This window comes from Paenibacillus sp. FSL P4-0338, from assembly GCF_038002365.1.
In the GTDB taxonomy this organism is placed as follows: domain Bacteria; phylum Bacillota; class Bacilli; order Paenibacillales; family Paenibacillaceae; genus Paenibacillus_AQ.
Window position 1 is genome coordinate 431286 of sequence record NZ_JBBOCG010000002.1, and the last position, 15042, is coordinate 446327.

At 53.7% G+C, this 15042-nt stretch carries 9 protein-coding genes, 1 tRNA gene and 1 riboswitch; of the genes, 5 read left to right on the top strand and 5 right to left on the bottom strand.

What is annotated here, in order from left to right:
* Window positions 1-385: 385 nt before the first annotated feature.
* Together MKZ07_RS25960 and serS are read right to left on the bottom strand one after the other, a co-directional pair.
* Window positions 386-5515 (bottom strand): S-layer homology domain-containing protein, encoded by a 5130-nt coding sequence (locus MKZ07_RS25960; protein ID WP_341028491.1) that lies wholly within the window; start codon window positions 5513-5515, stop codon window positions 386-388.
* 653 nt (window positions 5516-6168) lie between these two features.
* Window positions 6169-7449, bottom strand: coding sequence for a serine--tRNA ligase (gene serS / locus MKZ07_RS25965; RefSeq protein WP_036702126.1), 1281 nt, complete (start codon window positions 7447-7449; stop codon window positions 6169-6171).
* 407 nt (window positions 7450-7856) lie between these two features.
* On the opposite strand from serS, the gene ssuE reads away from it, so the two are divergent.
* Window positions 7857-8426, top strand: coding sequence for an NADPH-dependent FMN reductase (ssuE, locus tag MKZ07_RS25970; RefSeq protein WP_036702127.1), 570 nt, complete (start codon window positions 7857-7859; stop codon window positions 8424-8426).
* 93 nt (window positions 8427-8519) lie between these two features.
* Here ssuE and nrdG read toward each other — a convergent pair whose 3' ends face one another.
* Both nrdG and MKZ07_RS25980 read right to left on the bottom strand, forming a co-directional pair.
* Entirely contained in the window at window positions 8520-9047 is a 528-nt protein-coding gene (gene nrdG / locus MKZ07_RS25975; protein WP_036702129.1) for an anaerobic ribonucleoside-triphosphate reductase activating protein, read from the bottom strand.
* Window positions 9044-11029 carry an anaerobic ribonucleoside triphosphate reductase gene (locus tag MKZ07_RS25980; RefSeq protein WP_341028495.1) on the bottom strand — a complete coding sequence of 662 codons (1986 nt, stop codon included), beginning with the start codon at window positions 11027-11029 and terminating at the stop codon, window positions 9044-9046. Before MKZ07_RS25980 ends, nrdG begins: the two co-directional genes overlap by 4 nt.
* 344 nt (window positions 11030-11373) lie before the next feature.
* Window positions 11374-11606: riboswitch (cobalamin riboswitch) on the bottom strand.
* Between the two features lie 341 nt (window positions 11607-11947).
* On the opposite strand from MKZ07_RS25980, the gene MKZ07_RS25985 reads away from it, so the two are divergent.
* The 4 genes from MKZ07_RS25985 (at window position 11948) to MKZ07_RS26000 (ending at window position 13847) form a co-directional block, all read left to right on the top strand.
* Window positions 11948-12256: an MTH1187 family thiamine-binding protein gene (locus tag MKZ07_RS25985; protein WP_036702132.1), complete on the top strand. Its 309-nt coding sequence runs from the start codon at window positions 11948-11950 to the stop codon at window positions 12254-12256.
* A 47-nt stretch (window positions 12257-12303) separates the two neighbouring features.
* Window positions 12304-13083: a sugar phosphate isomerase/epimerase family protein gene (locus MKZ07_RS25990; protein WP_036702134.1), complete on the top strand. Its 780-nt coding sequence runs from the start codon at window positions 12304-12306 to the stop codon at window positions 13081-13083.
* 87 nt (window positions 13084-13170) lie between these two features.
* A tRNA-Thr gene (locus MKZ07_RS25995) sits at window positions 13171-13242 on the top strand.
* Window positions 13243-13424: 182 nt separating this feature from the next.
* On the top strand, window positions 13425-13847 hold the full coding sequence (locus tag MKZ07_RS26000; protein ID WP_076162415.1) for an ASCH domain-containing protein: 423 nt from the start codon (window positions 13425-13427) through the stop codon (window positions 13845-13847).
* A 362-nt stretch (window positions 13848-14209) separates the two neighbouring features.
* On the opposite strand, the gene MKZ07_RS26005 is transcribed toward MKZ07_RS26000, so the two are convergent.
* Entirely contained in the window at window positions 14210-14590 is a 381-nt protein-coding gene (locus MKZ07_RS26005; protein WP_051494113.1) for a hypothetical protein, read from the bottom strand.
* Between the last annotated feature and the right edge of the window lie 452 nt (window positions 14591-15042).

The window sequence follows — 15042 nt, forward strand, 5'->3', positions numbered from 1 at the left end:
AGACAAGAGAAATTATAGATAATGAAGAATAATTAATTTGTTCTATAAACATAGAACTTATATTAGTTTTATAATAAACGAACCTTTTTAGTTTGGCAAATGATTCTTTTTTTTCGGAGGATGCGGCACAAGATATTTTTATCAGAGCAATGGAGCGGCTGCCGCAGTATTCGGAGGGAGTTTCTTTCTCGCAAAGAAGTAGTCTTATGCTTCACAAAATAACCCCGTAAAGTGGAGCTCCGGCCTCGATGATGACCCAGGTACTTTGCGGGGCCAAACATAAAAATTCTTATCTTTCAAAAAAGGCGGTTCCCGCAGCGCATCATGCGCCTTGGGAACCGCCTTTACAGATTTAAACCTCGTATAACGCTGTGGCGTGCGTGTGTTAGTTAATGAATTGCAGCGACTTCAAGGTCTTCTCCAGCATCGTAGCTGCTTCTGCACGGGTAGCCAGCTTCGCCGGAGCGAACGCACCATCAGGGGTTCCCTGAATGATGCCTGCTGAGGCGATCTCTGCTACCGCTGCTCTGGACCAGGCCGGGATGCTTGAGGCATCGCGGAATTTAGCCAGTACAGCCGGATCAGACGTCAGGGTCTTGCCGGTGTATTTCATGGCTTTGGACAGAACGGCTGCCATCTCCTGCCGGGTAATCGGACTGCCCGGCTTGAAGCTGCCGTCCGTGTATCCGGTAATCAGACCTGCGGCAGCGGCTGTCTGTACAGCTTCTGTGTACCAGGAGCCTGCGCTAATATCCTTGAAGGGGGTTCCCGGAGCAGCCGGGGCAAGGCCCAGGGAACGGGTAATCAACGCTGCGAACTCTGCCCGTGTTATGGACTGTGCAGGCGAGAAAGCGGCGGGGCTGGTGCCGGTAATCACCAGCTTCGAGGCCAGCAGTTCAATGGCGGATTGTGCCCAGTGCCCGGTAGTGTCACCGAAGGTCTTGGACGACTTCACCACAGTATAATAGCTGTTGCTGTTGCGCTTAATCGTTACTTCCGTATGTCCGTCTGCCGGACTACCAAAGACCGAAGGCACGAAGGATAGCTTACCTGTGGCCGGGTCAAAGGCGACACCAGTCGCACCCTTAGCATCAACTGCACCAGTGGCCGTGATTGTCCGCTTCACATAAGTGCTGCCGAAGGTGTTCAGCGGAACGCTGGTGGTACCTGCCTGGGCACTGATGCTGAATTCAATGACGGGCGCAGCAACAGTGATCGTACCTGCCTGCGCGGCGATGGCCTTGTTCAGGCTGTCCAGTATAGCGGTATCTGCCTGAAGCAATGAGACAGTAATTGTGAAATCACTGGTGCCAAGCCGTGCGGCCAGAGCCGTTCCGTTAATTAGACTCAGCGGCAGGGAGTAGGAAGCACCGCCGGTAGAGATGAAGGTCAACACTGTGTCGGGTTGTGCCGCCGCCTGCTGCACTAGCACACTGCCTGGCAGCACAGCCTGCGCGCCGCCTGCTGAAGCCGTGAGCGGGAGCTTCAGCTCATTAGTACCGGCGGGCAAGGCTGCAAACTGAGCGGTGAGATCCGCTGCAGTAAACGTGGTAACCTGCGGCGCTGCTCCTGCGCTTGGAGCAGGGGTGGCCGATGGCGTTGCTGTAGGAGTCACTCCCCCGGTTCCACCCGGATTAGATCCGCCCGGATTGGTGGTTGGTGCTGGTGTTGTAGTCGGACTTGGGTTTGGAACGGCGCCCTTCAGATCGGTGATCCGTCCTTCAACGCTGGAAGTCACCTGGAGGTGCTTCTTCAGATAGGCCAGCAGAACTTCGAAGTCAGGAAGACCCAGCTCGTAATAACGTCCGTCCGCCTTGGCTGAGGCCAGTGCACGGTAGAAGTCCCCGCCGCCTGCCATGAAGGAATTCGTAGACAGAATATAATAGCCTGCCGGATCAATCGGCAGATAAGACCCGTTCGCCTGTTTGATTTCAACGGAGATTATGCGTTCTCCCGCTTGCGTGACCTTGCCGGTTAATGAATCGATAATCTCCGGCTTCTTGGTAGAGTCATACGTGTATTTCATCCCCGAGACATGGGCGAAACGTCCCTGATCGGACTCCAGCCCGCTGACTGCGTTCTCCAGGGAGGAGATGATCTCTGCGCCGGTAACCTTCAGGGCTGCCAGACTGTTATTGAATGGGAGTGTGGTCAACACCTCACCCATCGTAATATCGCCCTTGTCAATCGCTGCACGAATGCCTCCGCCGTTCTGGATGGCGACGATGCCTTTGATCGTACTTTGGTCCTCCTTGGATACGAAGTTAGGCATTAGCTCGGTTACTTTCTCCGCAATACTGTCAGCAATCATATTGCCGATTGGCGTCTCTTCCTTACGCACCACGCGGACAGATTTCCCTTCAATGTCGCGGTTGGTGTAAAGGTCAACGTCCGAGTAGCCTACAACCTGGCTTCGAACCGTTGCGAGTTCGGCATCATACGGGGCAAGAATTTTTTTGGCAGCAGCATCTTCACCGAACAGATTGACATCCAGCAATTTGCCCTGATAAGCCTTGACCTCGCCATCCTTATCGAAGGTAACGTCAAGCTCACCCAGGAACTGGCTGTATTCACCAGTCTGCACAATCAGGACCTTCTTGTCCGTACCTGCAATCACCACAGGGGCTGGCGGGTTATCGATCTTCGTATGGGAATGTCCGCCGACAATAATGTCGATCCCCGGAACGGCCTTGGCCAGCTCCTGATCCACAGTGTACCCCAGATGGGTGACGGCAATAATCTTGTTGATGCCCTGGGCTTCAAGCGCATGGACGGTACGCTTCGCGCTTTCTACATGATCCTTGAAAATAATCTTATCACCAGGAGACGCGAGGCCTACAGTATCCTCAGTCGTCAAGCCGAAGATTCCGATCTTCTCTCCATATACGTCCTTGATGACGGAAGGATAGATGTGACCGTCTTTGGCAGTACTTTTGGACTCATCCGTCTTAAGAATACCAGTCATCTCTTGATAGAGATCAGCAAGCTCACTATTCTTGGTAGTGAAATCAATGTTGGAGCTGGCAAAAGGGAACTTGGCCGCCGTCACGAAATTCCGCAGGATTTCCGGATTCTCCTTGTTCATGTCAAACTCATGATTGCCGAAGGTCATCGCATCATAGCCGATATTATTCATGAACTTGATGTCTGCCTGACCCTTGAACTGGTTGAAATACAGGGTTCCGGAGAAGACGTCACCCGCATCCAGCAGTACCGTATTGCCTGTCCGTTCGCTGCTGATGGCGGAGGTCCGCTTGGTGATATTCTCCAGATGGCTATGGGTATCGTTCGTATGCAGGACCCGCAGATTGAAATCTGCCCCGCCGAAATCAATCTGTGCGAGCAGCGGATCATGGTCACTGATCCGGATGCCGTCGGCATCCGATACAGTGCCCTTCGGATAATCTCCCGGATCTGCAAAATCGGCATTAATATGCACGATATCAAGCTTGCTGGCAGAAGCCAGCCGGTTATTGACGAGGATATGATCCAGCGTCTGGGAGTTGCCCTGGAAGTTGTAGGAATACCGTTCATTCAGCGGCAGGGTATTTACAAGATTCGTAAGCGCACTGCCCTTGAGGATATTAAGCGTGTCTGAGAACTGGAAGTCATTCAGATCGCCAAGCACGACAAGATTGGCCTCAGGATTCTTCTGAAGCACATCCTCAGCGAAGCTGCCTACTACCTTGGCGATCTTGGCCCGCTGAACTTCAGTCGAGAAGACCGGAGGCTGAACGGAACCGAACAGATAGTTGTCGCTGCTCTTGGAGTTGAAGTGATTAGCAATTACGATGATTTCTTTGCCCCCGAAAAGGAACTCGGCAGCCAGCGGCTTGCGCGACTCCTTGAAGGCCTCATTGCCCGGATCAATGCGGCCCGGATTCAGGCTTAGGCCAGATCCGGCAGCATAGCTTACAGCGTCTGTAGCTGTACCGGGTGTGCCCGGCTTCAGAGTGACGCGGTTCATATTGTATAGGAAGCCGGAGCGGATATTGCCGTCTGGAACGCCGCCATCCTGGTTGTTCTGCGGTGCGATATCCGTGTAACCATAGTTAGATGCACCGCCGTCAATGGCAGCAATGGCAGCAATCAGCGCTTTGTAGCTCTCTCTGGCATCCGTTCCGCCTTTGCCGGTTCCATCGTTATCCTGCACTTCTGTCAGGCCAACGATGTCCGGTGTTTTGAGATTGAGTACAATATCTTTGGCGACATTGGTGATTTTGGCAGGATCATTGTGCTGGGAGAAGTTCTCAATGTTAAAAGAAGCGATGTTCAGCTTATCCGCATCTCCCGGGGAGAGCGAGGTCACTTCTCTCTTCAGCTTGCTTGGGGAGACATCCGGCAGGCCGTCTGTTTCCGTAGAAATCAGGAATTTGCCGTAATCATAGGTCAGAATACCGTTGACATTGCCCAAGAATTGTTGGCCTTTAGTGAGTACCGGAGCGGTCTTCACCGAGAGAATCAGGCGCTGCGGGTTAAAGTCGGCACCCGTCAATACCAGTCCACCGGCAGGGGAAGTCACTTCAGTCGTGTTGCCTGTACCGTTGACGGTCACCACTGGGATTTCAAAAGTACTGCTGGAAGCATAGTAGACTGCAGGGCCCACGGTGGTCGGCTTGGCAAGCTCCAGACGCATGCCTTCCAGGCTCTCATAGAAGTCGATGGCATCGGTGGCGGGCTCGAACTTAGCCGGGTTCAGGCCATCATCGTCGATTACAGCCGTTGGGATGAGGCGTCCGCCGGTGCCCAGCAGGGTTGGGGCCGGAAGCGGATTGCCGCTGCTGACAACCGTTGTCTGGCTGGCTGTAATCTGAGTGGTGGATAACTGTCCCGAGCGGCCGAATTCTTTGACAACGCCGTCTACCGTGACAGCATCGCCTGGTTTAACGGCACTGCTTTTTCCCTTCTGATAGATTTGAATGGCTTCCGAGGTCTTGATATCGTTATCCATATCAGCGGCCGCAGACTGGATATAGAAGCTGTCCGCATCCTTGATGTAGGTAACAATTCCTTTGACGTCAACGACCGTTGCGTCCAAGTAAGGTGAGATATGTCCTGCGCCTTGAATCTGGTTAATCTTCAGACCTGCCAGTGCAGGAGAGACGCTGTATTCAAAAGTGGATGTGGGACCTTTCTCAGAATCGGGTAATGAGGCATAAGCTGTAATCTTAAGCGAGGTAATATCGGAGTGAACGGTGATTGGGGCAGTATACAACTGGTCTGCCACTTCTGCTGTAGTACTCTTGTTGGCGTAGACGCTGTAGTACACGCTTGCCGTTACAGAGGTGTTTAAAGTAATCTTTGACCCTGTACCGATCTTAGTGCCTGAGGCAGGGGATGCAGTAACGGGGGGAGCTTGGGTGGCCGCAGTGGCCGCAACCATATCGGCTGCTATAATCGGCTCTGCCGAGGCCGTCCCTGAGCCTGTGGACATTCCCGGGAAGATCCCGGTTAATAGCAATGCTGCCGCCAGGAATAGACTGAGCGGCTTCCTGCATTGTGAAGAAAGTTTCATGTGAGTATACCTCCCCATAAAATATCATTCGTACTCTATTATAATAGAGATAATATGAATCTAGCGCAATTTTTCGTCAATATTTGTTAAACTTGCATAAAATCATGGTTGGAAATGATGAAATAAATAAAAGTTTAATATATTTCATGGGGAATTAGTTATGTTTTCTGAAAAACATGTAAACTATATGTTATTTATATGCTAAAAAACGGCGGTCCCCTACTAAGTGAGGGAAGCGCCGGTTATTGTTGTTTTTGCTGTTAAAGAAACTATGATCATCAATCCACTTCCCCTCAACTCTTCTATGCACACATTATCCACCACAAACGGATGGTGCGCGGGCGAATGTAGGCAAAAAACCGATTACAATGTGCTGTCGGAGGGTGCGTGGGTTGGATGTAGTCGAAAAACTGATTACAATGCGTTGGCGGGAAGGTGCATGGGCCGATTGAACTCCGAGGTGAAGAAAAGGGGCATTAGTGCCCCTGAATGTACCCAATGTAAGCAGAAAGAGCAAAATCAGGGGCAGTACTGCCCCTGATTTTGCAGGATGTGGGTCAAAGGAGCGATAGAAGGAGCACTAATGCCCCTGAATTCGCCGGGTACCCCCAGAAGTGGGCGGATAGGTAGCCAATGGATAAGGTTAGGTTGCTTTACCTAGCTTCAATCCGCTCCGTCCCGCCCATATAAGGCCGCAGTGCCTGTGGGATATAGATCGAACCATCCTCCTGCTGGTGGTTCTCCAGCAGCGGGATCAGGATGCGCGGCGTGGCCACCGCTGTGTTGTTCAGGGTATGGCAGTATTGCAGCCGCCCGTCTTCATCACGGTAGCGGATGCCCGAGCGGCGGGCCTGGAAGTCGAGCAGATTGGAAGCCGAGTGGGTCTCCCCGTAAGCTTCTCTGCCCGGCATCCAGGTCTCAATGTCATACTGCTTGTGGGTCTTCATCGCCATGTCTCCGCTACAGACGGCGACTACCCGGTAAGGCAGCTCCAGCAGCTGAAGAATATGCTCGGCATTGCCGAGAATCTCCTGGAGCATCTGCTCCGATTCTGCCGGATCGTTCTTACACATGACCACCTGCTCGATTTTCGAGAACTGGTGGACCCGGTACAGCCCGCGCACATCGCGGCCGGCCGAACCCACCTCGCGGCGGAAGCAGGCCGACATCCCGGCCAGGCGCAGCGGCTGCTCCAGCTCCAGAATCTCATCGCTGTACAGCGAGACCAGCGATACTTCCGAGGTCCCGGCCAGCCAGCGCTTCTCGCCAGTCAGTTCGTAGGTCTGTTCCCGGCCGCCGGGGAAGAACCCGGTCCGCTCCAGCGCCTCCGGGCGGACGATCACGGGCACATCCATGACGCTGAAGCCGCGCTGCATCAGTACATCCAGCGCCAGCCGCTGCACGGCCAGGTGCAGCAGGAGTCCGGCCCCCTTCAGCACATAGCTGCGGGGCCCTCCGGCCTTGACGCCGCGCGGAAGGTCCATAATGTCGTGCAGCTCTCCGAGCTCGACATGGTCCCGCGCGCGGAACCCGAAGACCGGCGGCGCGCCATGCCGCCGCAGCTCCACATTCGCGCTGTCATCCGGTCCGATCGGCGTATCCGCCGATACAGGATTCGGCGCGAGGAGCATCAGCTCGCTGCAGCGCTGCTCCGCATCCAGAAGCTCCGCCTCCAGCCGCGCCAACTCGCTGAGGGTCCCCCGCACCTGCGCCTTCACTTGCTCGGCGCCTTCATGGTCGCCCCCGCGCAGCAGGCGCTCGACCTCCTTGGTCAGCGCGTTGCGCTCCGCCCGGCGCTGCTCGGTCTCCCGGCGGGCCAGCCGCCGCCGGTCATCCCACTGCAGAAGTTCCTCCAGGGGGAACTTCAATCTTTTCCACTCGGCCGTCTTCCGTACAATGTCCTCATTCTCCCTGATCCAATTCATATCCAACATCTGCATCCGCTCCTTAAGTGTGGGTAAAAAAACGCAAAAAACGCCCTCATCCATGGGACGAGGAGCGTCAGCTCGCGGTGCCACCCAGGTTGACCTCATTCACGTATAGCAGCTATGCAGCGCGGAATCAGGCCCTCTTTGGTCTTCGCGGTAACGGGCGAAACCCGGTAAACTTAGGGAACAGGAAGCTGCTCCGGTCGCAGACGCCTCGCGGTTGGATGCCGGTCGTTGGCCTGGTGGGGGTATAGGTTTGCCGTTTATTATAACCAGAGCGGCAGCGGTTTGCAAGCATAAGAGGGGTTTGACAATATTCCTTGTACTCTGCTAGGATTATTACTAATTTAAAGTATTGGCGCCCGGCGAAGCAGCCCGGCCCATCCTATCTTGCGGACGGAAGAGGTGCGAAAATGGCCAAAATAGTCGTAATTAACGGAACACCCTCTCTGGTCTCACGGATTAATGCCGTGATTGAGTATGCAGAGAGTGCCCTGCGTGAGCGCGGGTATGAAGTGGAGCGGATCAATGTCGCTGAGCTTCCGGCGGAGGATCTGATTCACACCAAGTTCGAGAGTGAAGCCATCGTCAAGGCGAATGGGATCGTGGCGGAAGCCGATGCGGTAATCGTCGTCAGTCCGGTATATAAGGCTTCTTACACGGGAGTGCTGAAGACCTTCCTGGATCTGGTGCCGCAAAAAGGGCTGGCCGGCAAAATCGTCCTGCCGCTCTTCATGGGCGGAAGTCTCGCGCATCTGCTGGCGATTGACTATGCGCTGAAGCCGGTACTGTCCGTACTTGGCGCCCGCTACATTCTTGGCGGCGTCTACGCCGTAGACTCCCAGGCAGTGCGTAACGACCAGGGCGTAGTTGAGCTGGCTGAGGAGCTGAAGCTTCGCCTGGACAGCGTGCTGGAAGAGCTGGCGGAAGAGACGGAGCATAAGGTGGGGCGCAAGGCAGGGCAATCAGCAGCCGTAGAATAACGTTAGGCTGCCGGCTCCATTTGCCGCCCGGTACAATCAAAAGGCACTACACTACCCGAATGCGGGAGTGTAGTGCCTTTTTGTATGGGGATTTCATACCCCTTGAAAGCTCAGCTCCGGCTCCCACAGTACGACCCTATCTCCCGCCAGACTCGCCGGAATATCAATGATCCGCTGGTTGCTGCTTCCCCGGTAGGAGAGGGTAAGGTCTTTGAGCTCTTCGACGAACCGTCCGTCGATCACGACCTGGCACAAGGCCAGCAGATTCCATTCCGCAGAGCCCGGTGAAGCCGTAAGCTCCTCGTACGTATAGCCGGTATAGATCCAGATTGGGAAGTCCGGCAGCTCCGCGCGCAGCTCGTGAATGAAGTCTGCAGCCTCCTCAGCCGAGAAAAAAGGGTCCCCTCCCGCAAGCGTCAAGCCGTCCAGCAGCGGATTGCCTGCAATTTCCTCTATAATCTCCCGCCGCCGCTCCGGGGTAAAGACCTCCCCGTAATTAAAGTTCCAGGTCTTTGGGTTGAAGCAGCCCGGGCAGCGGTGGCGGCAGCCGCTGAAGAAGAGGACGGCCCGCAGGCCTTCCCCTTCATTGATCGACTCCGGGTAATATCCGCAGATGTTCATAGATGCTTAACACGGTCCCGGACTTCGGCTTGCTTGGCAGCATTGAAGCGGGTCTGGTAGTCACCGGTCAGATACCCGGTAACCCGGCGCAGACGGCGGATATGGGTGGTATCCTCATGGGCATTGCAGGTCGGGCAATTCGTGCCGATAACCCCTTCATAGCCGCAGCCGGAGCAGCGGTCAATCGGATGGTTAATACTGAAGTAGCTGATGTCCTGCTCCAGCGCGTATTTGATGATTTTGACGAAGGCTGACGGGTTGCTCCGGGCATTGCCGTTCAGCTCGACATAGGAGATCGCTCCGGCGTTGCAATGTTCATGGAACGGAGCTTCCAGGCTGATCTTCTTAGCTGCGCTCAGTTCATGATAGACCGGAATATGGAACGAGTTCGTATAGTATTCACGGTCGGTTACCCCAGGGATAGAGCCGAGCACCTTGCGGTCGATCTTCGTGAACTTGCCGGAGAGACCTTCAGCCGGCGTTGCAAACAAGGTGATATTGAGGTTAAGCTCCTCGCTCTTGCGGTCGCAATATTCACGCATATGGCGGACGATAGCAACAGCCTTGGCGTGAATCTCCATATCTTCGCCGTGGTGCTTGCCGTACATGGCTTTCATGCATTCAGCCATTCCAATGAAGCCCAGCGACAGACTGCCGTGCTTCAGCAGTTCGCCTACGCTGTCATCGGGGGCAAGCTGCTCGCCGCCTTCCCAGACGCCTTCACGCATCATGAAATCGGAGGCTTTGGCCTTCTGGGAAGCCTGGATACGGAAGCGGTGCAACAGGCCGTCCAGTGCAATATCCATATAGTGATTGAGGTCGTCGAAGAATCCTTCTTCGTCAGCAGCGAGGCGGCGGCCGGTTATCGTGCCGTGGGCCAGTCCAAGACGCACCAGGTTGAGCGTGTTGAAGGACAGGTTGCCTTTGCCGGAGCAGTGGTTGCGTCCGAAGCGGTCGCTGAGTACACGGGTCCGGCAGCCCATCGTAGCGAACTCGGTATCCGGGTCAGCCGGATCATAATACTGCATGTTCAGCGGAGCGTCCAGATTGGCGAAGTTCGGATATAATCTGCGCGCCGAGCACTCGGCTGCCTTCAGGAACAGCTCGTAGTTAGGATCACCCGGTTGCTGGTTGATGCCTTGCTTGCATTTGAAAATCTGAATCGGGAACACCGGTGTCTCCCCGCTGCCCAGTCCGTTCATCGTAGCCGTTAGCAACGAGCTGATCACAAGCTGGCCCTCTGGTGAGGTGCAGGTGCCGTAGTTGATGCTGGTAAAAGGAATCTGGCCGCCGGAGCGGCTGGACATCGTATTCAGGTTATGTACCATACTCTCTGCGGCCTGCAGGGTCTCGCTCTGCGTCTCCTTCAGGGCAAAACGGAAGGCGCGCGGATACTGCTCAGCCAGATCGCTGCGGCTCATCGTAATCTCCCCAAGTGCAGAACCCTCTGCATTCTCCTCGAAATACTCCAGACCTTTGCGGAAGAGCTTGGAGAAGGATTTGGTAACATAAGGGGCCAGGTCATAATCCAGCTTATTGGCGGATACGCCGCCGTACTGCGCATTCTGCTGTGACTGGAAAATAATCGCCACCAGCGACATCGCCGTCATAATCGAGTTAGGAGGCCGTACACTGCCGTTGCCGGTGTTGAAGCCTTCACGGAGAAGCCGTTCGAACGGAATGAAGATGCAGTTCGTGGTTCCAATGGCGTATTGATCAAGGTCATGTACATAGACGACATTATCCAGGGTAGCCTGTACCAGCTGTGGCGGCATGGTGAAATTGCGTGCATACCATTTGGAGTATTCACTGCCGAACTTGCTCATTTTGCCGGAGAAGCTCTCCCCGTTCAGGTTGGCGTTCTCGCGCAGCAGATCCAGATCCCGGCTGTCGATAATATCCCGTCCCAGATGAATGACCTCTTCCAAAAGATCCTCCTGTGCAGCTTGTCCTTCGTTATAACGTTTCTCCAGCAGTGTCATTATATAACTCTCTCCTCTCGGGTATTGTAAGCGTAATATGTAATATAGATAGAATGGTCAGGACATCAGTAAAAAAGCACCCCCGGCCGGGAAGGCCGGAAATGCCCGAATGCATGATGCAAAGATCCGGTAAGCGGAAATTTGCCTGTGGTCTGGGTGGAACATACGAGCAGACACGGGGCAAATAGCTTACGCCCGTTCTTGTATATTCCGCAGAGCCGATACCTGAAGATAATCCCCGATCGTCCTCAGGTATCGGCAGCCTATGGCCCGATTGACGGAAGGCTAACTCTGCTATGGCAGGCCGCATACGGACACCTCCCCTGTTCCTCGCAGGAGTCTAAGCGGTGCCACCGAAACAGGCAGGTCTCCTGGCTTCCGGCAACTCCTCCGGTGCCTTCCCGGGGGGCTTATTCAGCCCCTTAGTGGCAATTAGCCGGAGAATGCGGCCCTGGGGGCATCGCGCCCTGGGAGCATCCGGTTACAGTGGCGGGACCGCAGCGGTTTTGCACCGCGCTTCCCTATTAAGTCGCACCTCTATTACAAGGGGTGAAACACCCGTTTCTACTATATTTTGTTGTGATCTATTAAAGCTACCGCAATATATTGTGTTTGTAAATGTTTTTTTGCAATCCCGCACGGGGAGCGGGTTCGGCGCTTTTACTCACAGCTGATCCACAGTTAGTCCACAGGTAATCCACAACTTTCCTCCGAATCTGCCGTGAATGTTTCATAAAATCTCCGAAAATACGCCACAAAGAATCCATAAATAGAGTGCGTCTAATCCTGGTAATTATTTTGACGGATATTAATAGAATAGAGAGGGGTGGCAGGTGATTTGTGGCAAGCTTGGCGAAGCGTTACAATAAGAGGATAAGTAAGAGGCAGGAACAACAGATAATTAGGAGGGAGATCACAATGGCAATTGGCGAAGTGACCGTTATTCCGATTGGGACAGGCAGCACCAGCCTCAGCAGTTATGTGGCCGAGATGCAGCGCGTGCTGGAGACGGTGGAGGGCATTACCTATGAGCTAACTTCTATGGGTACAATTATTGAGGGACCGGTAGCGCGGATTCTGGCTGCGGTAGAAGCGCTGCATGAGTCGCCGTTCACCGCCGGGGCGCAGAGAGTCTCCACCTCGCTCAAGATCGACGACCGGCGCGACAAGACCTCCACCAGCCGCAGCAAGCTGGAATCCGTGGAGCGTAAGCTTCAGGGAGAGTAACCACTATAGTATCTAATCAGAATTAACCGATAAGGAGCGGATTCTTCATGACAGAAGCAGCACAGCAGATCGGAATTCAAATGTATACACTGCGTGACCAGACGGAACGCGATTTCCTCGGTACACTGGGCAAGGTGGCAGAGATGGGATACCAGGCAGTGGAATTCGCCGGTTATTTCGGTGTATCTGCAGGGGAACTGCGCCGTAAGCTGGATGAACTTGGCCTGGCTGCCCCTTCGGCGCATGTAGGTCTGGACTTCAGCAGTCTGGATAAGATGGAACAGGCATTAGCCAAAGAGATTGAATATGGTGTAGAGCTCGGACTGCAATATATGATCACCCCATCGGCACCGCTTCCGCAGAACCCTTCCATAGAGGATGTAACAAGAATCATTCCATTCCTGGAGAAGGCTTCCGCGATGGTCCGGGCGGCAGGGATGCAGTACGGTTATCACAACCATGATTATGAATTCGCAGAGGTTGACGGCAAGGCGGTCATCGATATCTGGCTGGAGCGGATTCCTGCGGAGCAGATGCTGGCAGAGTTCGATCTGGGCTGGGTACACAGAGGCGGAGCCAACCCGGCTCAATATGTTTCAAGGTACGCCGGACGTGTTCCGCTGGTCCACATTAAGGATTTCGGAGCCAACCAGGAGGAGACCGATCTCGGAAAAGGAGAGGTGGATTTCCAGAGCGTCTTCGAGATCGCGGAGCAGAGTGGAATTCTCTATTATATTGTGGAGCAAGAGGCCTATGAGGTATCCTCCCTTGCAAGCGCTAAGCTCGCGCTGGATTATTTCCGCGGGCTGGGGCTGATGCACGGCTGAGGACACAGCCGCCAGAGGAAAAAGGGGTTGCGTTTTCCGCTGGAAGAGTTATAATGTTTTTTGTTTGGCAGACTTCAGAGTCTGTAAGCTGGTGTAGCTCAGGGGTAGAGCAACGCACTCGTAATGCGTAGGCCGGGGGTTCAATTCCCTTCACCAGCATTCTTATGAATTAAGCTTAACGCGGCCTTCCGGTTCAGGGGACCGCGTTTTTTAATGGCGCACGGCCGAATGTATGCGAAAAACAGCATACATTATGCTCGTACGCAGCTAATTTTTTTTTTCATAGATGGCCTTAGTAATTCTGAGTAAAAGGTATTCAACAGAGGAGGCGAGCTACAACTATGAAATGCCTGACCATTCGCCAGCCGTGGGCCACGTTAATTGCGCTGGGAGAAAAACAAATCGAAACCCGGACCTGGCGGACCGCCCACCGGGGGGAGTTAGCTATTCATGCCGGGATGCAGGTAAATAAAGCGATCTGCCGGACGGAGCCGTTCCAGTCGTTGCTTGCACGTCACGGCTACACTGCGGACAATCTGCCAACCGGCAAGATCATTGCAGTCAGCCGCATTGCGGATTGCTGTGAAATGACACCGGGGCTTGCGCAGCAAGGCTGGCCGGGTGGAAATGAATATGTATTCGGCAATTATGCCGAAGGAAGGTATGCCTGGAAGCTGGAGGAGGTTGTTCCGCTGGTACATCCCATACCTGCCAAGGGACGTCTGGGGTTCTGGGAATATCCTGTGCTGGAAGAGGAATTGTGAATTTCCTGACGATATTTTGAAGAAAAATTGCTCCGGATTGGCTGCCGGCTGGTATAATTGGGATATTCGGCGGGAAATCTTCCTATATATAAGGATAGTTGTGCTCTGAGGCGGTCTACCGCTGGAGAGGGGCAGGAATGCCGGGAAGGGGCGTATGCATAATAGATGGGAAGCCTTCTAATTGCATGGCTTTGTATGCTTTGTTTGTTTCTTGCGTTCAGGGATCAGGTCAGCCGTAGAATCTTGTACCCGGTAGCTGTGGTGGTTATATGCGGCACGTTGGGGTATTGGACGTTGTTAATGTAATTGCATCCGGGTGATCATTTAATGCAGAAGTCTGCCGCTTGCGGCAGGCTTCTTTGTTATCCTTGCTTCGGGCCGCCCTGCGCCGTCTTCTCCATACCCAGATACCTGTGCATATGCAGAGTGGCCTGGGCGGCAATCACGTCATCCAGCAGCAGCATCCGCTCGTGATAACCCCTGCAGACGAATTTGGCTTCAACACCCGCCTCCAGCCGATTCTGTTCATAGACCCTCAGACCACGGGCGCGCATCCCGGCACGGACCTCCCGCAGATCGGCAGAAACGGCATGGACTGCCCTCTGGATGACCTCCAGATAAGGCGCAGGCGTGCGAAGCTCTGAGGATATAGCAGAAGCATCGCGCTCGAAGGCGGATAGAATAAGCGGCAGCAAAATATAGGATTTGACCAGCAGGTTATCCTGGCTCTCTGCTCTATGCATCCCTCTCAACCCCTCAAAGAGAACGTATATTCGCATTGTAACTCATCCTTCAAAAAATAATCAATGGGTTTTATAAATTAACTCAAATAATGTGACATTTTTCACAATAAAATCAAATGAATTATTTTATATTAAAATTGAAATATTAAAGATTGAAAAATAAATCAGCTCAAAGGAGAATGGCAATGAGTCATGAAGGAAGTCTCCGCCGTGGTTTAGTATTCGGGATCATTCTAAGTGTTCCGCTCTGGGTATCAATGATTGGCTGGATTCAGCTGTTTGGGTCCGCCTAGGCGACATTTTATTCAAAATATATGAATTCTATTAGCAGGTGTCGTCCTTATGGGCGGCACTTTTTTTCGGGGCTAAGATTCCCATAAATAGGGGGGATTACATTGAACAGAAGCGAAATGGGAGGGGAGATGGGCTTCGGGTGATAAAAATAGGACAAA